Here is a 19,003-nt window from a genome sequence, read left to right as displayed (position 1 = left end):
CGCAGCTGCAACGCCCGTGCGCCTTAAGATCAATCTGCAGCAAACTGCGCGCCGGCCATCACCTTCAGCATCTGCGGCCGTGTCTTTTTGAAATCCGCCAGAACGGCGCGTGTGTCGGGTTTTCTCAGGGCAAACTGAAAAGCGACGACCCCTACGCTGACCTTTCTGAATTTCCAGATGTTAATTTCTGCGTAACTGCCGTCGGCGGGCCAGGTGACAAAATCGAGCATGATCTCGCGCGTTTCAGGTATTCGTGCTGCTTCGTAGGGTGCGTCCGGGTGCTGCTTCTTGAGCGCTGCCACGAACAGCCGCACGATCTCTTTAGGATCGTTGAAATTTTTGAAAGCGCGCACCGAAACCATTTTCGTCCAGTTTTCCAGAGTCTCACCTTCGCGCAGGTATTCTTCGAGAGCCTGGTCAGCCGTTGCATCGGTATGCGCGAGAAAATAGGTTTCGCCATCGTATTCAATGCTCTTTTTCTCTGTGGGTGCATTTTCGGCCGCGAGCGGCACGCAGGTCAGAAATACTACGGCGATTCTCTTTATCATGTGCCCTGTTCAGCTACAGCGACGAAGAGTGCAAGCGAGATTAGATGATTCACCGCCCAATCGCAAAGTGCAGCTGCGAGCTGCAGGGGCAGTTTAGATGAGACAGTTCAATCGTATTCGATACGCCGCTTGCGCCAGCTGCCCCACTTAATCCAATTTCCATAGCTGTCGATCGAGAGCGGCCAATCGACAGCATCAGAGCCGGTTCCCGGAGGGCTGCGGTTCTCATGCCACGTGATGATATGCCCTTCTGGGGAGAGGCGCCATTCTTTCTTGCGCCGAAAGACCTGGCTACCCGGTGGCCCAAACCGGTTAGTCTCTTCGAGAGTAAGATTCGTGGGTGTCAGAATGCGGTAGGTCGATTCAATAACCCGCTGTACTGTCCCCGGCTTGACAGCATTGCCATCGCGGTAATCAAATTGCTCATGCCGGATGCGGAGGCCATGTGCAAAGTATTCATAAGTCGCCTTGAGTTTGGCTGTACCATCGGGATATTTATAATCCCTGAGCTTTCCATTCCCTTCAGCTTTCAGTTGCCCCACAGCGCAATTGGCCATGCACCGAACTACTTTTTCGACGACGCGGTGCTGGGCATCGAGTCTGATCTGAAATTCGGTATCACCGATGCGGTAGCGCAGATTGTTTCCGTCACGCACGATCGGTGCAGAATAATTGCCGAAATAGCTGCTATAGCCTGAGATTTGAACAAGGTTTCCGGCCTTGTCGAACGCCAGAAGGTCACTGCTGTCTTCGAGGGTGAGCACGGGGCCTGACAAACCGAACCATTCCGATTCGCGTCTTATCGTTTGCGGGCAAAGTGCTATGCCCTCATCACGATCAAAATAGTCGGCTGAAAAAACGTGACTGGGGCAGAGAGCCGTAAATGCGTGGCGTGTACGGCGAACGTCCAATGTCGTCACACAGGTGAGACCGAGCAGCATAGCCGCAGCCACTGCCGCGGCAATGGAATGCGCACTAGAAAACTTGAAATGGTTTCTGACTCGCATGCGGTTACGAAAATGCATCTCGGTGCCGGTAAAGTCTCTTTTTTTCAGGGGCACACCACTCAAATGCGCGGCGTGAGATGGCACAAGGCCCACGGCGTAAATAGCACCGCCGCGCAGAGTAATGCCAGCCAAACCAGGTTGCGTGCGACCATGTAGATATAGCGAGCGCGCGATGTCTGCCAATCAACCGCATGGTACCCCTCTGCCCATGGCCGCGCACCCAGAAGGGGCATCTTGCCGCTGCGAATGCCGCGCCACAATTTTCGCAGGTCGCTTTGCAGCATGAGGCACCAAATTGCAAAGAGCAAAACAAACAGCCAGGTGATCGGGCTGTCGCCCCGCAGGTTATGCCAGCACGCAATCATGGGACTCTGACGCCAGCGTGCGGCCAGTCTACCAAACGTCTAGCGAAAGCGCCGCCAGAACTCGCCCAGCTGTTGCAGCACTTCTTCGGGCGCCTCGAGCTGAGGCCAGTGGCCAATCGTGTCGCTTAGAAAATAGACCGGTGATTGCGGCAGATGCTGCCGGTAGCGCTCGGCCATGTGACGGCCCGAGTTGGGGTCTGCAGGCCCGCAGATGTAGCAGAGCGGAGTTTTTGTTTCGCGCATGGCTTGATGCCAGCGCTGCTGGTGTTTTTCTTTTTCAAAGACCAGCCGGCCGATGCGATAAGCAATTGCCTTACCTTCTTTGAAGTTTAGAATACTCCAGAAGTCGTCGAGCAGCTCTGCTGACGGTTTCGTGTCCCTGCCAAAGAGTGAAACGACGGGTCGTTCGACAGCCTTGCGCCCAATGCGCTGACTCAGAAACGCGCCCAGCCAGTCGGGTGACTGCGAGAGCACACGCTGTATCAGCCGCGGGCGATAGACATCGGTGAATAGGCCTCCGTTCATGAACGCGACCGAGCGAAACTTGAAGGAGCTCTCACTCTGCTGTGCCAACAGCTCTTGCGCGACACTGACGCCGAGGTCATGCGCGAGAATGTCGGCCTCGCGAATTTCGAGGTGGCGCGCGAGTGCGTTCACGACCTTTGCATAGCCTGCGAAGGTGTACTCGTGCTGCCGCGGCTTATCAGAGAAACCCATGCCGGGAAAATCGAACAGCACAACGCGGTGGCTTCTCGCCAGCTCGGGCACGACCAGGTGAAAGTCGTAGCTGTTATACGGGTATCCGTGTAGTAGCAATAGATCAGGCCCATGGCCATGGACCTGGTAGAAGATCTGCAGGCCGTCGACTTCGAGGTACTTGCCGCCGTTGAGCCACTTCTGTATGCGTTGAGTCATGTTCACTCCTCTTTGGTCATGACTTCCGGGAGAGTGAAAACTCCTGCAAAGCCAGACCCATCACTACAAACTTTTCCGAAACAAAATACGCTGCCCCCCATATGGTCAGTGAATCCCAATAGAGAGACATGAGCACCACAGAAGCAGCGCAGTAGGCGAGATTCAGAGTCGCGATGCCGCGCAAGAATGTCTGCCAGCGCCGTGGTTTGAGAAAGTGGCAGCTCAGCGAATACACGGCAAGGCAGACGGCTGTACCCGCGAGGGGGTACAGCACTGCAGTTGGCATTCCGAAGAACGGCACGAAAGCTGCGAGTACGACTCCCAGCATCGTCGCCGAATAGGCGGCGCCCAACCCGTCGACAAGAAAGATGTGTTTGGGCGAGAAAATAATCTTGGTGAGACTTTTCATAATTTTACTCCTCTAATAATCAGCCAGACACCGAATACCAGTTCAAACAGTCCACCGGGTACAGAAAGCGCGATGCCGTATGGCAGGCCGAATAATTCGAGCAGCGCGCCGGTTGCAAAAATGGCGTAACCCAAAAGACCCCAGAGAGCGAGCCAGCGCGGCACGAATCTCTGCTGAAAGAGCAAAAGACAAAACGGCAGGCTGCCTAACCCCAGCGCGAGCATGCCTGACTGGTAGCCGATGAAGTTTATTCTTTTTGCCGATGCTACGTGAGAAAGCGAAAGTGCATCGCCCGGGAACGCGAGCGACATGAGCGCGAACGCTCCCACTGCGAGTGCAAGACCTTCGAAGACGCGCGCAGTCACGTAGGTGTTGGCAGTTCTTGCGTTTGCGCTCGCGAGCGCGGGCCTTAGCAGCAGGCCGATCGCGATCACAACCACAGAATTGCTCAGCATCATTGCACAGCCAACAATCAGCTGGCCGCGCGCACCGAGCAAGACTGCGGTCGCATTGCCTGCATCGATGAGCGGCGCGACGAGCGACGTACCAATTCCGTACGCCAAAAACGCGCACAGAAAAAGTGTGCCCGCGATGCGTTGCCGTGACCTTTCAGATATGCTCATGAGTTCCCCTTGCTACTGTGACGACAACATTGCCCTTCTTGTGACCAGCTTCGACGTAGCGGTGTGCTTCGGCTATCTCATCGAGCGGGTAGGTGCGGTCAATCACGGGGTGGAGCTTACCCTGTTCTGCGAGATCGCTCACAATTTCAAGATCGACCCTTTTCTCAGCGGCAAGAACCGGCATGAGGCGGGGTTTATAGAAAGGCTGCAACAGCGGCAGGTAGAGCGTTTTGAGCGCGCCGGCTGCAACGAGTACCAGCTTACCGTCTGGCTTCACCCGGGTCAGATGGTTTTTCCAGTGTGTTTTGCCGACCGTATCGATGACAACATCGTATTGGGTTCTATCGTTTGCATACTCGGCACTGTTGTAGTCGAGCGCGCGGCCGGCGCCCTGCTGGCGCACCAGCTCGAGGTTGGCTGCGCTCGAGACGCCGGTCACATTTGCACCGAAATGCACGGCCAGCTGCACAGTTGCAGTGCCGACAGAACCCGAAGCCCCGACGATCATGACATTTTGCCCTGCTTTCAGGTATACTCTGCGCAGAAAGTTCAGCGCTGTGAGGTAGCCAAACGTCAGCGCTGCTGCAGCGTTGAAGCTGAAGCCGCGCGGCATGGTAGTCATCGTTGCCTTCTCGGGCAGTGAAACGTACTCGCCGTAGCCGCCGAAGCGCATCAGCGTCGAACCGAAGAGCCTGTCACCAGAACGAAAGCGGGTCACCTTTGCCCCGGTTGCGACCACCTCACCCGCGAAAATTCCCCCTAAAACTTTGATGCGGGGTTTTCTGAGTCCCAAAAAGAGCCGCACGCCCCATGGGTCGGGGCGACGCAGCCGCCAGTCGGCAGAGTTGACTGCACTGGCGTGCACGCGAATGAGCACGTCGCGCGGGCCGGGTACTGGTACTGGCAGTTCTTGAATTTGCAGCACTTCGGGTTCGCCGTACGCAGTACAAACGGCTGCGCGCATCAGGTTGTGCGTTTTCATATCTCTGCTCGCGGCCATTTTGACGCGTAACGGATAATCAGCAGCAGCAGGAGAACTTCGACCCCGGCAGCGAGATACATGTGAATCCAGGCTTCGCCTGCCAGATTAAACAATGTGTAAGGAATAAAAAGCGTCGCGATGAGCATATTGGTGATTCGATTTGCCTTTGCTGGCAAGGCGATAGACAGACAAATCATCAGCGCCGGGACCGTCATGGAGACCAGTGTCACCAGCAGAAACGTCTGCGAAATTTGAAAGGTAAATACCTTGCCTGCCGAAATATCAGTCAGTGACCCAGGCATGTATAAGTGGAAATAATCCACGTAGATGTAGAGAAACATGAGGCTCGTCCACAGCCCTGCCAGCTTCAGCCTTATGTTAACTGTGAATTCTGCGAGTTGGGGTTGCCGGTAAGTTTGTGTGTTCATGGTCTTGCTCCTTTGCAGCTGAGCGTGTTGATAGCTTACAGTGTAAGCCTGTCAAGCAAAATCGCGATGGTCATGTCGTGACTGCCTCGTAAATGAGAGTTGGCTGAGCCTTTCCCCTGACTGCCACCACATCAATCTCCCGCAACGCCATTCCCGGCAATCCATCGGCCGGCAGCCCGATCCGAGTTGCCTCTGATAGAAGAATTCCGCAGCCATACTGTTTCGTTAAGCCCTCGATGCGCGAGGCCAGATTCACGGCGTCGCCAATCGCGGTGTAGTCGAGTCGGCGTTCAGAGCCGATATTGCCGACAATCGCCTCGCCCGTGTGAATGCCGATGCCGATCGCGAGTGGCGCCATGCCGGGGTGCCGCGCGGCTATCTCGGGTAATGCCCTGGTCATCGCGGCAGCTGCCAGCAATGCATTCTCTTCGTCTCTTTCGGTTGGCCGGGGGGCTCCGAAAAAGGCCATGACTGCGTCGCCGATAAACTTATCGACCGTGCCGTTTTGCGCAAAAATGATTTCGGTCATCTTCGACAGGTAATCGTTTAGAAAATGCACCACTTGCTCTGGACTGTGCTTCTCGGCCATCGCGGTGAACGACCGTATGTCGGCGAAAAGAATTGTGATCCTTTGGGCTTTTCCCCCGCTGACGGGCAGGGTTTTCGCCGTGAGCAGTTCGCTGACAAGCTCGGGGGCCAGAAAGCGTTCCATCATGACCTTTGCGTTTGCCTCACGCATCATTTTCAGGTTAGAAATGGTGACGATGAGGCCGATCGCAAGCAGCATCAAGAGTGAGAAAAGCATCGGTACGAAATCAGCGACATTGCACCTGATAGCAAAATAGCAGAACATCGCGATTGCGTGTGCGCCAGCATAGAGAGTTCCCGCGACTGAAAACCGCAGCAGATTATACGAATAGACAAACAACCCCGCGACGAGAGCCATCCAGGGCAAAATCTGTGGACTTTGGGACACTGTCGGGTCAAAAAGAATAAGCGTGGTCAGAAGCACGTAGTCGAGGCTGATAGTGGCGAATTTGGTGCCGCGCCAATAGCTGTGCTGCGTTACCCAGACAAGAACAAGGCACGAGATGCAGGTAAGAGTTGCGTCCAGCGCGAGAGTCTGCCAGGTCGGTGTCACATTCGTGAAGTCAATGATATGGGTGTAGCCCGCAAAATCAGCGACCAGACTGAAAAGATTCAGGGCCAAGCGTAGTTTGGCGACCGTGCGCTCATTCTTGCGTTCGCGATCGAGTACAATCGAGTCAAATGGCGCAGACATCTTGTTAGAGGTTAAAGTTAAACCCGAAGTACAGCCCGGGTTCAAAGCCAAAGCACCTGAGGCACCAAAGGCTTACAATGTAAGCCTTTGGGTCTAAAAAAGAAATCCGCGCTTTCAAAACTTGAACCCCACGTGCAGCCCTGGTTCTATGAAGTAACTCGGCCAGCGGCTGTCGAGGCGTGCGAAGTCTGCTGGCACGTTGGTATTGATTGGCCAGTGCGTCACGGCAATCGAAGGTTCGATGAAGACGTGGTCGTCGCAGAAGCTGAAGTGATAGCCCAGTCGCAGCGTCATGAACAGCTGAAAACCCTCTTGCAGAGTCTTACCGTCGGGTGCCTTGAATTGCTGCAAAAGCGGCAACGCGTGTACGGCTGCGTAGAGGCCCTGCCACAGGTATCTTTGGTAGGCGATACCCACACCGTATGCGCGAACGTAGCCAGGGTAACGCTGGGCATCATCGCTCATATCGGGCCCCCAGGGTGTGCCCAGCGCGCGGTGGTAGGTCCACGTAATCGCCTCAACCGAAAGCACATCTTTTTTTGTCAGCCAATAACCGAAGTTGAGCTGGTAGAAATCGGGTGAAGGGCTCGCCACGGCATTCATCACCATGAAGAGCGAACTGCCGATAAAGTACCGGTTGAAGGGTTCTGCCGCCGGCGGTTCATTCTGTACGGTCGCCGATGCCGCGGCCGCTTTTTGCGCAGAAATGCTGCCCGCGCCGCTGAGTGCGAGCAGGGCGAGCAGTGCTGCCATCGAAATTGTCTTTTTCATTTTTTCTCCTCGCCGCGCGGATGCGAAATCGTCCCGACCCGGGCAGCGTGGTCGCTACGGCTTACAGTGTAAGCCTGTAAAGCAAGATTCATGTCCGCCGATACTAAACCGCCGAGGGGACTGTTTAGAATCGGCGGATCAAGGGGTTGACGCGCTGCATCGCAGCGAAAATGGAATCATTCGACTACACCGTAAGCCGGTTCAACCAGTGGCGCAAAAAAAGAAAACGACTGAATCCTCAATTCGCCGTCCCTTAAGCCGTGAGCGCGTATTGAAGGCCGCGTTGGCGATTGCCGACAAAGACGGCGTTGACGCGTTGTCGATGCGCAAGCTTGCCGCGAAGCTCAGCGTCGAGGCAATGTCGCTCTACAAGCACGTCGCGAACAAAGACGCGGTGCTCGACGGCCTTGTTGAGCTTATTCTGCGCGAGATGGTGATTCCCCCGGTCGGTACGCCGTGGCGCGAGGCAATGCGGCGCCGCGCTTGGTCGGTGCGGCATACTCTATTGCGTCATCCATGGGCATCTGTGCTGATCGAATCGCGCATGGCGCCCGGTGAGGCGCGACTCGGTTACGCCGACAGGGTGCTTTCGATCTTAAATAAGGCCGGTTTTCCGACTGAGCTGCAGTATCGCGCGTTTGTCATTCTCGACTGCTATGTCTATGGTTACGTTTTACAAGAAGTCAATTGGCCGACGAAAGAAGCAGACCGAAAGATGGCGGTCGAGAGTGTTAAAGAATTTGTGAAAGATGGCCGGTTTCCGAATCTAATGACCGTGGTTCAGCATGCAGGTTGGCTCAACGTGGCACCGGGTGCGAAACCCTATGATGCAGATTTTGAATTTGGGCTTGAGTTGATTTTAGATGGCATTGAAAAGCTCTTGCCGCGCTAGCGCACCGCTGTTGAAAACGAAACCGTCTCAACTGCGCAGCTTTTCAATCTCAGGTGCGAACCACTTTTGCCAGTGCCACGCATTCACCGCAACGGCCCGGCCTGCTGCAGCGTAAGTTTCGGGTGTGCCACAGTCGAACCAGTTGTCTTTGTGAACATAGGCACAGACAGTTTTTCCCGCAGCAATGAGCCCTGTGTAACCTGTATAGACAATGCTTGAAGGTTCGCTCTTGAGATAATCGAGCAGCACAGGTTCAAACACGGCAATGCCTGCATAGAGATGACTTCCCGAATTGTGGATTTCGAAAGTTCTGTTGATGTCAACGACGCGGTCATCTTCGCCGATCGTTATGGGAGCGATCTCATTCGCGCGCGGGTGCGGCACTACGACAATCGTCAGATCGGCCCCGCGTGCGGCATGAAAGCGCAAGAGTTTTGCGACGTCGACATCGCAGACAATGTCGGCGTTAGCGAGCAGGGTTGGCGCATTTCGTAAGAGGCTTTCACATTTTTTTACTCCACCGCCAGTATCTAAGAGTTGCGGTTCATGAGAAATATGCTTCGCCCATGGTTGCTCCAGGCGATCGAGAATATCGGTGACCGTCTGCGGCGCATGGTGCGTGTTCACGACGAGATTGTCGATTGTTTGTGGCGTTTCGCTATTTAATTGATAAAACAGATTCAGCGAATAGGCGAGCATCGGCAGGCCGGCGACGGGTAGCGCCGGCTTTGCTGTCTTATCGGTCAGCGGCCGAAGCCGCGTGCCGAGCCCGGCTGCGAGTAGAAAACCGTTCATACTATTTACCACTCTTCGCTTTTCCAGTTGGGAGTACCGGGTTTCTTGGCGGCTTTGGCTTTTGCTTTGCGTTTAGCCTTGCGCGCGCGGTCGAGTTTCGCGAGGCGCTTCTTTTTATGTACAGGATTTTCAATCGCGTTGGCATCGCGTTCTTTCTGCTCGAGTTTTTCGCAGAGCATGACACGCGCGGCGTAACGGTTCATACCCTGCGTGCGGTGCGTGCTGCACTTGATTTCGATGCCGCTGGGTTTATGCGACAACCTGACAGCAGTCGAGACCTTGTTCACATTCTGCCCGCCCTTGCCACCGCTGCGGATGAACGATTCGTCGAGATCGGCTTCGCGGATGCCGTGTTTTTCCATACGCGCCAGCAGCGCGTTGACTTTGCCGGGTGAGACGGGTAGGCGAAGATCCATTATGAAAGAACGTTTTGCGATGCGTTAGCGGCCAAATTTTCAAGCCGTTCAGAGCATGAGCGCAATTCTGAAGACTGAGCAGTAATTTCTTTCAACATCTGCCACGCAGGTTTCAGATACCCGGCAAAATCATCGCGGCCGAGTGCGGCCTGCCTGCCGAACGTGCCCATCGCCTTGACCGTCCGCTGAAAAGCACTCAGCTGCCAGTAGTGGTCGAATTCAGCGCGCGTCTGGCGGTGAATGTCTTTACCCTGTTCAAAGGCAAAGTCGATGAGCGTGGCGCGGCGCTCGACAGACAGCGGCGCATAGGCGTCGCAGAGCAGCGAGCAGAGGTCGTATTGCATGAGGCCCATGCGCGCATCCTGAAAATCGATGATGTATTGTTTATGATGAGGCGCAGACCCGTCATAGACAATAATATTCCTCGAATGATAATCGCGGTGCGTAAAGACCTTGTTCGGGTATGCGGCGAGCTGTTCGGCTATTTTCGTAAACGCTGCGCGGATTTCAGAAAGTTCCGTGTCAGTGACCTTTGCATGATAATACCCCAGCAAGGTGTGCGTAAGAAAGAACTCGAACTCGAACATCAGCTTTTCGATATCGAAGCTCAGTCGAAATGCCGGGCAATGCCCGTCATCAGCAAGGCGTTGCCAGCTCAGCATGTGCAAAATGGCCTCTTGATAGAGCAAATCCGCCTTGTCAGAATTCTCTTTGAGTGCCTGGTTAAGGCTCAGGTCGCCGAGGTCTTGTTGCAGCATGATGCCAGCCGCGGGGTCGGCAAAATAGATTTCAGGTACTGCGACGCCGCGCTCATGCAGAAAGCGCTGCACGGCGATAACATTCGGCATGTTGGTGGATGCGGTTGCAGTGTCTTCGTTTACGGCCACGCGAGTTGTCTTATCAGACAGGTGCAAGCGGTAATAACGGCGCGTCGAGGCCTCGGGCACGAGCGGGGTGATTTGGTCCAGTCTACCCGTGAGCTTTGCCGCGGCCAGCGCGCGTGAGAAGAGATCGAAGAGAGCGCTGTTCATTTCACTTTTTGGTGGTTTTCCCTGAGCCAGTCGGCGAGCTGCTTTTCACCGATGCTGCCGTCGGCCACGCCGAGCATGGTGATCACGGCATCAACTTCGGTGGCGTTGATTTCGTGGCCATTGATGATCAGGAATACACCCATTGCCGCAAAGGCAATGCGTTTATTGCCGTCGCCAAACGGATGGTTCTTTGCCAGTCCGTACCCCAGCGAGGCTGCCAGATCAAAAAGCGTCGCAGATTCTTCGTATGCAAATTTCTGCTGAGGTTTCGCGAGAGCCGATTCAAGCAAGGTCGCATCGCGAATTGCGTAAAGTCCGCCGTACTCCCGAATCAGTTCGCGGTGCATGGCAATGACGAGGTCTTTTGATAGCCATTTGGGCTCGCGCTTCATTTTGCCAGTTCGCGCAGAGCATTCTTGTACTGACCCGAAAACTTGGCGAAAGCACGCATACCTTCTTCAAAATCGGGGTTATGCGATTTCAGCAATATGCCCTCTTCGGTCTCGATGGTGGTGACTTCATCACCCTCTTTGAGCTGGTATTTATCGAGCAGGGCTTTGGGTAGGGTCACCCCCTGCGAATTGCCGATAGCGCGTATTTTGGTCTTGTGACCCATGTTGTTACACAAGTTATAACATTGGACTGGCCGTGGCAAAAATATTTGCATTTGATCTTTAACCACCGTTAAGCGTGATGAGATTTGCCCTAACCGACGTGAATGCGTCAACGAAACCCCAGGAAGGAACGCGGGTTTGAAGTGATTTTCCATGGGATAATGTGCAAACGACTTTCGGCGGATATTTGGACTTAATGCGGTGCCATTCCTTTGACGGCAAAATACTTCTGTTCACGCAGACGCGTGTCCTTTCGGGTATACCCCATGAAAAAAATCTTGCTCTACGCGGTACTCACCGCTATTGGCTGCGCTGCACTCGGCGCACAGACACCAGCACCTGCGCCGGCTGGCCCGAAAGGGCCACAGCGGCCGACAAAAACCGCCACGCCAGAAAACAAATCAGCAAAACCAAATCAGCCTGCCCCCAATGACGGAAGCCAAAAAGGCATTACCCGCCCCAAGGGTACTGGCGGTTAAGCCAGAAATCTCTTCGGTGCGGCAACTCACATATTCGTCCACGTCCGCCCTTCTGGCTGAGTGGGAGTGAAATTTGATCAGCCCGGTAATCACCTTGCAGCACAAATTGCACTCCGCCCAACGACTATCACGCCGTTAGGTGTGACTCTGCTATTCTAGAAATCGCCAGCTACGCGGTAGGCCAACCCTATGTAGGGAACCGCCTGGTTCACCGCCTGCCCGCTGAACGGATCGCCGCCGACGCCGCCCGTGCGAAACCGGTGCGTGAGGTGAAACTGTACTAGGAGTATCAGCATCGGCGCCTGCGCCGTACGGTTGGGGTCCGGTTTGAGGCGGTAGGTGATGAGCGGTCCGATGCGCTGTTGAAAAGCACTCTCGTCGGCGAGCGCCCGCTCGACGCCGCTCAAGCCGTCGGTATTGTAAAAGGCGTGCGAGAAGTTATAGCGAATACCGAACGTCCAGTGGTCGCTCGCAAGCCAGAGTATATCGGCGTCGTTCACGATCGCGAGGCCGCGGTTGGGTTGTAGAATATCGAGAACCGGATCGTAGAACGCCGCGACCTGGCTTTCTCCGGGGCGCAGATTCAGACGTTGCTCCTGCCAGAAGCCGCGGAACAGGTTGCGCACCACGATGTTGCCGAAGCGCAACTGCTTCTGCGCTCCGAACGTGAACATGTTGCCGAGCGAACTCTGTGCGAGGCCCGTCTGGTCACTGCGCTGCTTGTCGCTCCAGTCTGCCGCTGGGGAGCCATAGGACTGCTGCATACCAAAGGCGCCAAAGTAACCCACGAGCCGGTAGCCTGCGGTGAGATTCAAAATGGCGAGGGGCGCGAACTCTAGGTCGGCACCGGCCTGCACGAGCGCGGGCGAGGTGAACAAGACGCCCGACCCCCCTAAGTGCGAGCCCTTGAGAATAGGCTTCTCAGAGGCATCGTATAGCCAGTGCCGGTAGCTGAGGCGCGTCTCATTAAAGAGGCCCAGAGGATTGTAGCGGAGCGCGGTCATGTTCTGCCAGGGAAAGTTGCCCGGCGGCTGCGTCTGCGCCGCAGCACCAGACTGCAGAACGAATGTGCATAAGAGCAAGCCAGCAAATTTTTTCATGAGTACCCTCCGAAAGCGTTTGGGTTAAGCCTTACTTTACCCGTTCGTTTATGAACAGCGGTCAATCGATACGCGTGGTAATCCAGCTCCCGTAAAGCCTTTTCTTTGACTCTGGCAAGATCAGCGATGCTGGCCCGGTGGGTAAATCAGGCATTTCTAAACGACTCGGTTTTGCATTCGCTTTAGCAGCGATATCGAATCCTGAGCTGCGATGGCTTAGGTGTGGCGAATCCAAACCGTCGGTCGAAAGCAGCTTTACAGCCCGGTTGTTTCGTCTCGCTATGGTTGAGTGGGATCTCGTACGTCTTCATTTGTTTTTCGCCGTTCGGTGGGCTTTGCCCTGAATCTGGTTATGGTTCTTGCGCTGACCGGAGCCCTTGTCACGTGCAATTCATTAGTGGGCGAAGCGGAGCGCATACGCAAGACATATGAAGACAGCAAGACCCCCAAGGATTGCGCAGCGACACAGAGCTGCGGCCTGCCGCGTTCGGTCGGCGGCAGCGTCAGTGGCCTCACAGGTACCGTCGTGCTCAGAAACAATGCAACCGATGATCTGACCCTGTCTGCAAACGGGCTCTTTACCTTCGCGACACAGCTCGCACAGGGTGCAGCCTACAGCGTCACTGTCTTCACGCAACCTGCCGGGCAAACTTGCACCGTTTCAAATGCCACCGGCACGGTCGGCGCAGCGAATGTCACGAACGTGAATGTCACCTGCGTGAACAACTTCACGGTCGGTGGCACAACGACAGGGTTGACCATCGCTATAACCCTGCAGAATAACGGCGGCAACAACCTGAGCGTAAGCGCCAACGGCAGTTTTACTTTCGCCGCTGGAGTGGCCGATGGCTCAACCTACAGTGTCACGGTGCTCGCGCAGCAACCGGGGCAGAATTGTACCATCACAAACGGCAGCGGCACCGTATCAGGCGCCAACATTACGACTGTCACGGTTACCTGTGTCAGTCTTTGTTCAATGTCGCGCCTCGACGTTATTCAGACGAGCAATTGGTCTCTGGTGCAGGGCTACTTGCAGGCAGAAGCGGCGAAAGGTGTCACCGGCGACCCGAATGTTTACACGATCGCCGGGCCGCCAGGTACCGATCGCTGGCATGGTGGAGTATTGGCAGCCAATGGAAAAATTTATGGCAACCCGCTGACGGCTACCAATTATCTGGAAATCGACCCGGCGACCGAAACCTACGCCACGTTGGGCTCCGCACCCGGCGGCTATGCGTACACCAGCGGCACGCTCGCGTCGAACGGAAAAATTTACCATGCTCCGTACGCACAGACCCTACCGCGCGCCTTTACTCCTCCATCAACCGTCAGCAATACGACGGGTGCGGCTGCCTCGGGTGGGGTGCATTTGACTGGCACAGTGATGGCGCCGAATGGCTTTGTTTATGGCATGCCCAACAATTACTCCAGCGTGTTAAAGATCAATGCCTCGACCGATACGCATTCGTATTTTGGTTCGCCGACGGGTACGGGATATAAATGGGCAGGTGCAGTGCTTGCCCCCAATGGAAAAATCTACGGTGTGCCAGGCCAGGCGACCGACATATTGGAGATCGATACCGCGACGGACACGCTGCAGCAGTTTGGCACGTTCGGTGGCGCGATTGACCGCTGGCATGGCGGGGTGCTCGCGAACAACGGCAGAATCTATGCAGCACCGGGCAGCCTCGGTACCATTCTCGAGATTAACCCCACGACGCAGGCCACGCAAGAATTCGGCAGCTTTGGCGCGACTGCGTTTAACTATCTCGGGGGTGTTTATGCTCCCAATGGAAAAATCTATTTTATTCCCCACATGGCGACGCAGGTCATCGAGCTTGATCCGAGTTCAAACACGACGCGCTTCGTTGGCCCTGACCTCGGCAACAACAGTAACAAGTGGGTAGGCGGTGTTCTTGCATCAAATGGAAAAATCTTTGCCATACCGAGATCGAGTTCATCGACAATACTCGTGATCGACACTCTTTCTGTGGGCACGCTCTGCACACCGGTGCTCGAGTCTGCTTATTTTAACAAATATTGACGATAATCTGTCACAAGCGTTGACCGCATCGCGTCAAGATTCTGTAGACGAGCAGTGAAAACATCTGCTGCATGATAATATTCTGAGGCACCATTTATGAATCCATTTTTTCTCGCAGCATCGGTACTGACAGTCATTCTGGGGGTTGCTCATTCGATTCTCGGTGAGCGGTTGATCTTCATTCCGCTGAGAACGCAGAAGCCCTCGGGTGGCATTAGGCCCGTTCTGCGCAACGGCCATCTTGGCATTATCTGGGCCACCTGGCACCTGACGACTGCTCTGGGCTTCAGCCTTGCCGGTGTCTTCTGGCTGATGGCTTTAGGTCTCCCGAAAACGCCACACCAACAGCATTACGGCCTCATAATTTCGGTAGGCTTTCTGACCTGTTCATTTCTTGTGGGCTACGGGACCAAAGGCAGGCATCCCGGTTGGATTGTTCTGGCGATGAGTGCGCTTTTGACGATGGCAGGTAGCTTCACAGGGGTTACGATATAAACATGCGCAACTTTTCCCTCGACCTTCTGCGCGGCCTCACGATCGCGCTGATGATTATCGTCAACAACCCCGGCGACTGGAAGGCGATGTTCGCCGTGCTGCGCCATGCCGAGTGGCACGGCTTTCTCGGCGCCGATATTGTGTTTCCGCTATTTCTATTCGTGGCAGGTTATGCCGCTGCACTCAAGATAGACAGGTTGTATGGGCCGACGACCGCAGGCGGGCCGCACTGCGCCAGTGCGCTTACCCTCGAAGAACGCGAGCTGCCGGCCTATTACCTGCCGCTCATGCGGCGCGCGGCGATTTTGTTCTTGATCGGCCTGTTTCTGAATGCGTGGCCGTTGGGTCTCTTGCCGGACACTGAGTTTTCTTTCGGTCACCTGCGCGTGTTGGGTGTGCTGCAGCGCATCGCGATCTGCGTGCTGGTCGGTGGTGTGCTGCTGCGCCGCGTCGAGACGGTGCGGGGTTTAGTTTCGGTGTTAATCCTTATTTTTCTGCTTTATGAATTCTGTATGCGAGTGCCTTTGGTCAAATTTGCGGATGTATTTTTCGGGCGCAGTTTTGAGCTGCAAAATAATTTTGCGCGGCTGGTAGACATAAGCGTCTTGCCCGAGGCAATGCTCTATAAAGTGCGGAAAATTGCCTTTGATCCCGAAGGTCTTTTAACTTCTCTTACCGCGATCATGACTTTTCTCTTCGGTGGCCTTGCGTTTCGTCTGGCGTTGCCCTGCATCGCCACAACCCAGCACAAATTCAGAAATTTTCTGCAGTCGCGCTGGGGTCTTGCGAGCATTTGCGCGGTATTGGGTTTCGCGCTTGCCAATTTTGAACCCATCAATAAAAATCTCTGGACAATACCTTTTGTTCTGCTGACAACTGCGGCTGCGACGGCACTTCTGCTGGCCCTCGAGAAGTTCGATTTCGGAAAGCGGCGGTTTTGGCGGCACCTCGCTCAGCCATTTGCCGACATGGGCAAGAACCCGCTGCTGATCTATGTGCTGAGCGGCATCGTCGGCAAAGCGCTCGCGCTCTATAAGTTATCGCCGCAGCTCAGCGTGAAGCAATATCTCTACGGTGGTCTCAACATATTCTCGCTCGAGGGAAAATTGCAGTCGCTGGTTTATTCGTTATTGCTGCTCGTGGCCGTCTCGCTAATCGCGCGCGTGTTGCGCAGAGTGCCGTTGCGCGTGTGACCTTTGGCATCCGTTGGCAGGCTACTGAAAAAGCCGCCATTCAGATCAGAATTTCCATCAGGCGCAGTCTTTCAGGTGTCAATGCCAGTGGGCGCCTGCGCACCGAAGCTATCGGCACTAAACGAATGTCGTCGCCCACCAGGGCAGTCATCATGCCCGATTTGCCTGCCGCGATTGCATCGACTGCGGCGACCGCAAAGCGTGTCGCCAGAATACGATCTGACGCCGTCGGTGAGCCGCCTCTTTGCGTGTGGCCCAAAACACAGAGGCCAATACTCTCTTCGGGAAAAGCAGCCTGCAGTCGCTTGGCGACGGGAGCTGCGCCCCCTGTCTCGTCGCCTTCGGCGACGACGACGAGCAGCGAGCCGGTACGCGTTTTGTGGCGTTCTTTGAGCTTCTCTTCAAGCGATCGCCAGTCGGCGTCGGTTTCGGGAATCAGAATGCCATCGGCAGCGCCGGCCATGCCCGCCGCCCACGCGAGATAGCCCGAATCGCGGCCCATAACCTCAACGGCGAAAATGCGTGCGTGCGAATCTGCTGTGTCGCGAATGCGATCGATTGCCTGCATCGCCGTATTGACTGCCGTATCAAAACCGATGCAAACGTCAGTGCCTTCGACGTCGTTATCGATGGTCTTGGGTATACCCATGACGGCAAACCCATGCTCCGCTGCAAAGGCAGCCGCGCCGGTAAGCGACCCGTCGCCGCCGATGACGACGAGGCTGTCAATGTGCGCTGCGCGCAGTTGTTTAGCCGCTTCGGCTCGCCCTTCAGCTGTTGTGAAACGCTTGCTGCGCGCCGAACGCAGTATTGTACCGCCGCGTGGCACTGCGGCGCGAAGCACCTCGGTCTCAAGGTGCAGAAACTCGCCATCAATGAGCCCGTCATAGCCGTGCGCGACACCCACAATGCTGAAACCCGACCGTTCAGCAGCCAAAGCCACGGCGCGAATGCAGGCATTGAGGCCTGGCACGTCGCCTCCTGAGGTTAAGATCGCGATGCGCTTTGCTACCTTTGTTGTCATTGCAACCCCAACAGCAAAGCTAGAACTGCAATTAACAGGCAAAGAGGCGTAAAGAATCTTGTGTCATTGATGCCAAATTTCGTATGCCTGACTCTTTTGAAGAGGCCAAAATACCTGAAATCACCGATGGCTCGCAATAGAAATATTGAGAAGATTAACCACATTGAACAACTGAGAAAAACATCAGACAATACAGGCAAGCGTATTGAAGCCATTCGAGCAAACACCATGCAGGCAAACAACAATAATCCGGCAGCGACGATCAACGTGGGCAGCGCGCCAGGCATCGGTCGAACGGTATTCATATCTTTGGTGGGTAAGACAGATTCGCTGCCCCAGCGGCCGCCAAAGGCCCAATAGACGTGCAGCACCGACAGGCCGACAAAAATGATGAATAAGGGAATACCGCTGAATAGATTCATTCGTTTTAGCTTCAGAGGGGCTGATTGAGCTTTCAACCGCATTGCGAAACCATCGACGTCAGCGTAAAGCCTCATTCGACGTCAGGCTCGCAGCGCGGCTAGCTATCACAAACCCGTCGCGTTGACGCGAGGTTGTACTTTGTATTCAGATAGCAGAACACCTTGTCTTGTTCTGTTTGCGAGAGCGCGGCATCGAAGTACAGAATTTCTGCAATGTCTGCTTCGAGATTGCCGTTTGAAACATAATTCGCATTCGACCCGCTTCCATTAGTGTCATAAGTTGCGTATGTTAGACCTGACGATGTCTTTTCATCGCCATTCCAGATTTCGTTAACGCTTATTGCCGCCACCTGCACGCTGCCTATGGCGATAAAATTATTCAGTCCAAAATCAAGGGCCGAAGTGAAATTGTAGCCTGCGCCGTTGCGTCCCTGAATAAATGAAGTCGGCGGGCCGTTGGTCAGGTCGAACGCCCTGCCCTGTGGGCCATGCAACGTTAGAATATTGCGAAGACTCGTGTCAGCCGTTACGGCGATAACAATAAAAAGCGAACCGTTGCTCTGGTCGTTAATATTCGTGTCTGGCCCAGACATCGTCGAATTGGCCGCGTCTGTGAAACTCGCAACTGGCATGCCGTTCACGCGATTAGTTCTGTAGATCGGTCTCTGCCCGAGGGTAGCCTGTCCCATGTGGTTGGCTGTGCCGCTCTCGTCGTTCCAGTTGGCGATGTCGGCACCATCGCCGAGCGCGAGTGAGTCGGCGCGCAACCACAGCCGCAGCGAGCTGCCGCCATAACTGCGCGGTGCGGTCAGCGTCACGGTGTATGTTTTTTTTGAGCCGTCGGCTGCCGTGACTGTGTAGAAAAGAGGCGATGCATAGTCATTGCTCGTCACTCCGCTTGTCTGGGGCACGCCGGCGACGCTGACACTTTGGCCAGTCGTCGTGAAGGTTGCCACCTGCGGCGAAAGTGTTGTCAGCGTGGGCGCTATCACGCTGATCTGCGTGCCGGTGATGATGCCCGTCGCGCCGATTGCGGGAATCGAATAGGCAGTGATTTTGGCGCCTTCGCCGGGCACCCAGAATTTACCCCAGCTCGAGCACGCCAAAAGACAGAGAGGTGTGGCGCAGATAAACAAGATGGTATTTATTCGCGGCATAGGGCGGCGCA

The 19,003-nt window shown here is 55.2% G+C and carries 24 protein-coding genes; 5 read left to right on the top strand and 19 right to left on the bottom strand.

The features are described 5' to 3' along the window. Nucleotides 1-29 precede the first annotated feature (29 nt). The 10 genes from TURPA_RS04890 to TURPA_RS04845 all read right to left on the bottom strand — a co-directional run bounded on the left by TURPA_RS04890 (nucleotide 30) and on the right by TURPA_RS04845 (nucleotide 7,330). A complete protein-coding gene (locus tag TURPA_RS04890; protein WP_014802178.1) occupies nucleotides 30-548 on the bottom strand; it encodes a hypothetical protein in 519 nt (172 codons plus the stop codon). A gap of 107 nt (nucleotides 549-655) precedes the next feature. Then, nucleotides 656-1,324 carry a hypothetical protein gene (locus TURPA_RS04885; RefSeq protein WP_157210400.1) on the bottom strand — a complete coding sequence of 223 codons (669 nt, stop codon included), beginning with the start codon at nucleotides 1,322-1,324 and terminating at the stop codon, nucleotides 656-658. A gap of 290 nt (nucleotides 1,325-1,614) precedes the next feature. Next, nucleotides 1,615-1,920, bottom strand: coding sequence for a hypothetical protein (locus TURPA_RS04880; protein ID WP_014802176.1), 306 nt, complete (start codon nucleotides 1,918-1,920; stop codon nucleotides 1,615-1,617). 39 nt (nucleotides 1,921-1,959) lie between these two features. Further along, nucleotides 1,960-2,835 (bottom strand): alpha/beta fold hydrolase, encoded by an 876-nt coding sequence (locus TURPA_RS04875; RefSeq protein WP_014802175.1) that lies wholly within the window; start codon nucleotides 2,833-2,835, stop codon nucleotides 1,960-1,962. A gap of 16 nt (nucleotides 2,836-2,851) precedes the next feature. After that, nucleotides 2,852-3,244, bottom strand: a complete 393-nt coding sequence (locus TURPA_RS04870; protein WP_014802174.1) for a hypothetical protein — start codon at nucleotides 3,242-3,244, stop codon at nucleotides 2,852-2,854. Further along, nucleotides 3,241-3,867, bottom strand: a complete 627-nt coding sequence (locus TURPA_RS04865; RefSeq protein ID WP_014802173.1) for a DUF4386 domain-containing protein — start codon at nucleotides 3,865-3,867, stop codon at nucleotides 3,241-3,243. The genes TURPA_RS04870 and TURPA_RS04865 overlap by 4 nt, the downstream gene beginning before the upstream one ends. Then, nucleotides 3,854-4,849, bottom strand: a complete 996-nt coding sequence (locus TURPA_RS04860) for an NAD(P)-dependent alcohol dehydrogenase (protein WP_014802172.1) — start codon at nucleotides 4,847-4,849, stop codon at nucleotides 3,854-3,856. The genes TURPA_RS04865 and TURPA_RS04860 overlap by 14 nt, the downstream gene beginning before the upstream one ends. Beyond that, nucleotides 4,846-5,277, bottom strand: coding sequence for a DUF6326 family protein (locus TURPA_RS04855; protein ID WP_014802171.1), 432 nt, complete (start codon nucleotides 5,275-5,277; stop codon nucleotides 4,846-4,848). The genes TURPA_RS04860 and TURPA_RS04855 overlap by 4 nt, the downstream gene beginning before the upstream one ends. A 70-nt stretch (nucleotides 5,278-5,347) precedes the next feature. Next, nucleotides 5,348-6,559 (bottom strand): adenylate/guanylate cyclase domain-containing protein, encoded by a 1,212-nt coding sequence (locus TURPA_RS04850; protein WP_041948308.1) that lies wholly within the window; start codon nucleotides 6,557-6,559, stop codon nucleotides 5,348-5,350. Between the two features lie 114 nt (nucleotides 6,560-6,673). Continuing rightward, on the bottom strand, nucleotides 6,674-7,330 hold the full coding sequence (locus TURPA_RS04845; RefSeq protein WP_014802169.1) for a hypothetical protein: 657 nt from the start codon (nucleotides 7,328-7,330) through the stop codon (nucleotides 6,674-6,676). A gap of 208 nt (nucleotides 7,331-7,538) precedes the next feature. On the opposite strand from TURPA_RS04845, the gene TURPA_RS04840 reads away from it, so the two are divergent. Continuing rightward, entirely contained in the window at nucleotides 7,539-8,222 is a 684-nt protein-coding gene (locus TURPA_RS04840; protein WP_014802168.1) for a TetR/AcrR family transcriptional regulator, read from the top strand. Between the two features lie 27 nt (nucleotides 8,223-8,249). Here TURPA_RS04840 and TURPA_RS04835 read toward each other — a convergent pair whose 3' ends face one another. Genes TURPA_RS04835 through TURPA_RS04815 form a run of 5 tightly spaced genes read right to left on the bottom strand, consistent with a single transcriptional unit; the run spans nucleotide 8,250 to nucleotide 11,080 of the window. Next, nucleotides 8,250-9,017: a nucleotidyltransferase family protein gene (locus tag TURPA_RS04835; RefSeq protein WP_014802167.1), complete on the bottom strand. Its 768-nt coding sequence runs from the start codon at nucleotides 9,015-9,017 to the stop codon at nucleotides 8,250-8,252. Nucleotides 9,018-9,022: 5 nt separating this feature from the next. Continuing rightward, nucleotides 9,023-9,433 carry a peptide chain release factor family protein gene (locus tag TURPA_RS04830; RefSeq protein WP_014802166.1) on the bottom strand — a complete coding sequence of 137 codons (411 nt, stop codon included), beginning with the start codon at nucleotides 9,431-9,433 and terminating at the stop codon, nucleotides 9,023-9,025. After that, a complete protein-coding gene (locus tag TURPA_RS04825; RefSeq protein WP_014802165.1) occupies nucleotides 9,433-10,464 on the bottom strand; it encodes an aminoglycoside phosphotransferase family protein in 1,032 nt (343 codons plus the stop codon). The genes TURPA_RS04830 and TURPA_RS04825 overlap by 1 nt, the downstream gene beginning before the upstream one ends. Beyond that, a complete protein-coding gene (locus TURPA_RS04820; RefSeq protein WP_014802164.1) occupies nucleotides 10,461-10,856 on the bottom strand; it encodes a type II toxin-antitoxin system death-on-curing family toxin in 396 nt (131 codons plus the stop codon). Before TURPA_RS04820 ends, TURPA_RS04825 begins: the two co-directional genes overlap by 4 nt. Next, on the bottom strand, nucleotides 10,853-11,080 hold the full coding sequence (locus TURPA_RS04815; RefSeq protein ID WP_014802163.1) for an AbrB/MazE/SpoVT family DNA-binding domain-containing protein: 228 nt from the start codon (nucleotides 11,078-11,080) through the stop codon (nucleotides 10,853-10,855). Before TURPA_RS04815 ends, TURPA_RS04820 begins: the two co-directional genes overlap by 4 nt. Nucleotides 11,081-11,344: 264 nt before the next feature. Between TURPA_RS04815 and TURPA_RS04810 the strand changes: the two genes are divergently transcribed. After that, nucleotides 11,345-11,557, top strand: coding sequence for a hypothetical protein (locus TURPA_RS04810; protein WP_014802162.1), 213 nt, complete (start codon nucleotides 11,345-11,347; stop codon nucleotides 11,555-11,557). A gap of 155 nt (nucleotides 11,558-11,712) precedes the next feature. Here the strand turns inward: TURPA_RS04810 and TURPA_RS04805 are convergent, their stop codons facing one another. After that, nucleotides 11,713-12,657 (bottom strand): hypothetical protein, encoded by a 945-nt coding sequence (locus TURPA_RS04805; RefSeq protein WP_014802161.1) that lies wholly within the window; start codon nucleotides 12,655-12,657, stop codon nucleotides 11,713-11,715. A 289-nt stretch (nucleotides 12,658-12,946) separates the two neighbouring features. On the opposite strand from TURPA_RS04805, the gene TURPA_RS21425 reads away from it, so the two are divergent. From TURPA_RS21425 to TURPA_RS04785, 3 genes are all read left to right on the top strand, one after another. Beyond that, the gene (locus TURPA_RS21425; RefSeq protein ID WP_053332117.1) at nucleotides 12,947-14,701 is read left to right on the top strand and encodes a Kelch repeat-containing protein; all 1,755 of its coding nucleotides are present in this window, start codon (nucleotides 12,947-12,949) and stop codon (nucleotides 14,699-14,701) included. A 96-nt stretch (nucleotides 14,702-14,797) separates the two neighbouring features. Next, complete coding sequence (locus TURPA_RS04790; RefSeq protein WP_014802159.1) at nucleotides 14,798-15,196, top strand: hypothetical protein; 399 nt, start codon at nucleotides 14,798-14,800, stop codon at nucleotides 15,194-15,196. Between the two features lie 2 nt (nucleotides 15,197-15,198). Then, nucleotides 15,199-16,389, top strand: a complete 1,191-nt coding sequence (locus tag TURPA_RS04785; protein ID WP_014802158.1) for a heparan-alpha-glucosaminide N-acetyltransferase domain-containing protein — start codon at nucleotides 15,199-15,201, stop codon at nucleotides 16,387-16,389. A 40-nt stretch (nucleotides 16,390-16,429) separates the two neighbouring features. On the opposite strand, the gene TURPA_RS04780 is transcribed toward TURPA_RS04785, so the two are convergent. From TURPA_RS04780 to TURPA_RS04770, 3 genes are all read right to left on the bottom strand, one after another. Continuing rightward, entirely contained in the window at nucleotides 16,430-17,413 is a 984-nt protein-coding gene (locus tag TURPA_RS04780; RefSeq protein WP_014802157.1) for an ATP-dependent 6-phosphofructokinase, read from the bottom strand. Continuing rightward, nucleotides 17,410-17,835, bottom strand: coding sequence for a DUF3995 domain-containing protein (locus TURPA_RS04775; protein ID WP_157210399.1), 426 nt, complete (start codon nucleotides 17,833-17,835; stop codon nucleotides 17,410-17,412). The genes TURPA_RS04780 and TURPA_RS04775 overlap by 4 nt, the downstream gene beginning before the upstream one ends. A gap of 98 nt (nucleotides 17,836-17,933) precedes the next feature. Then, entirely contained in the window at nucleotides 17,934-18,992 is a 1,059-nt protein-coding gene (locus tag TURPA_RS04770; RefSeq protein WP_014802155.1) for a DUF5018 domain-containing protein, read from the bottom strand. Nucleotides 18,993-19,003 lie beyond the last annotated feature (11 nt).

The sequence above is a fragment of the Turneriella parva DSM 21527 genome (assembly GCF_000266885.1).
Taxonomy (GTDB): Bacteria; Spirochaetota; Leptospiria; order Turneriellales; family Turneriellaceae; genus Turneriella; species Turneriella parva.
Note: the sequence above shows the minus strand (reverse complement) of the source record. Positions and strands in the feature narration are given on the sequence as shown.

Excerpts from the sequence above, each read along its gene's own strand:
- TURPA_RS04780 (WP_014802157.1), bottom strand. The coding sequence starts at position 17,413 with ATGACAACAAAGGTAGCAAAGCGCATCGCGATCTTAACCTCAGGAGGC.
- TURPA_RS04890 (WP_014802178.1), bottom strand. The coding sequence starts at position 548 with ATGATAAAGAGAATCGCCGTAGTATTTCTGACCTGCGTGCCGCTCGCG.
- TURPA_RS04845 (WP_014802169.1), bottom strand. The coding sequence starts at position 7,330 with ATGAAAAAGACAATTTCGATGGCAGCACTGCTCGCCCTGCTCGCACTC.
- TURPA_RS04860 (WP_014802172.1), bottom strand. The coding sequence starts at position 4,849 with ATGAAAACGCACAACCTGATGCGCGCAGCCGTTTGTACTGCGTACGGC.
- TURPA_RS04815 (WP_014802163.1), bottom strand. The coding sequence starts at position 11,080 with ATGGGTCACAAGACCAAAATACGCGCTATCGGCAATTCGCAGGGGGTG.
- TURPA_RS04875 (WP_014802175.1), bottom strand. The coding sequence starts at position 2,835 with ATGACTCAACGCATACAGAAGTGGCTCAACGGCGGCAAGTACCTCGAA.
- TURPA_RS04865 (WP_014802173.1), bottom strand. The coding sequence starts at position 3,867 with ATGAGCATATCTGAAAGGTCACGGCAACGCATCGCGGGCACACTTTTT.
- TURPA_RS04785 (WP_014802158.1), top strand. The coding sequence starts at position 15,199 with ATGCGCAACTTTTCCCTCGACCTTCTGCGCGGCCTCACGATCGCGCTG.
- TURPA_RS04820 (WP_014802164.1), bottom strand. The coding sequence starts at position 10,856 with ATGAAGCGCGAGCCCAAATGGCTATCAAAAGACCTCGTCATTGCCATG.
- TURPA_RS04770 (WP_014802155.1), bottom strand. The coding sequence starts at position 18,992 with ATGCCGCGAATAAATACCATCTTGTTTATCTGCGCCACACCTCTCTGT.
- TURPA_RS04880 (WP_014802176.1), bottom strand. The coding sequence starts at position 1,920 with ATGATTGCGTGCTGGCATAACCTGCGGGGCGACAGCCCGATCACCTGG.
- TURPA_RS04775 (WP_157210399.1), bottom strand. The coding sequence starts at position 17,835 with ATGAATCTATTCAGCGGTATTCCCTTATTCATCATTTTTGTCGGCCTG.
- TURPA_RS04805 (WP_014802161.1), bottom strand. The coding sequence starts at position 12,657 with ATGAAAAAATTTGCTGGCTTGCTCTTATGCACATTCGTTCTGCAGTCT.
- TURPA_RS04825 (WP_014802165.1), bottom strand. The coding sequence starts at position 10,464 with ATGAACAGCGCTCTCTTCGATCTCTTCTCACGCGCGCTGGCCGCGGCA.
- TURPA_RS04835 (WP_014802167.1), bottom strand. The coding sequence starts at position 9,017 with ATGAACGGTTTTCTACTCGCAGCCGGGCTCGGCACGCGGCTTCGGCCG.
- TURPA_RS04790 (WP_014802159.1), top strand. The coding sequence starts at position 14,798 with ATGAATCCATTTTTTCTCGCAGCATCGGTACTGACAGTCATTCTGGGG.
- TURPA_RS04830 (WP_014802166.1), bottom strand. The coding sequence starts at position 9,433 with ATGGATCTTCGCCTACCCGTCTCACCCGGCAAAGTCAACGCGCTGCTG.
- TURPA_RS04810 (WP_014802162.1), top strand. The coding sequence starts at position 11,345 with ATGAAAAAAATCTTGCTCTACGCGGTACTCACCGCTATTGGCTGCGCT.
- TURPA_RS04850 (WP_041948308.1), bottom strand. The coding sequence starts at position 6,559 with ATGTCTGCGCCATTTGACTCGATTGTACTCGATCGCGAACGCAAGAAT.
- TURPA_RS04870 (WP_014802174.1), bottom strand. The coding sequence starts at position 3,244 with ATGAAAAGTCTCACCAAGATTATTTTCTCGCCCAAACACATCTTTCTT.
- TURPA_RS04855 (WP_014802171.1), bottom strand. The coding sequence starts at position 5,277 with ATGAACACACAAACTTACCGGCAACCCCAACTCGCAGAATTCACAGTT.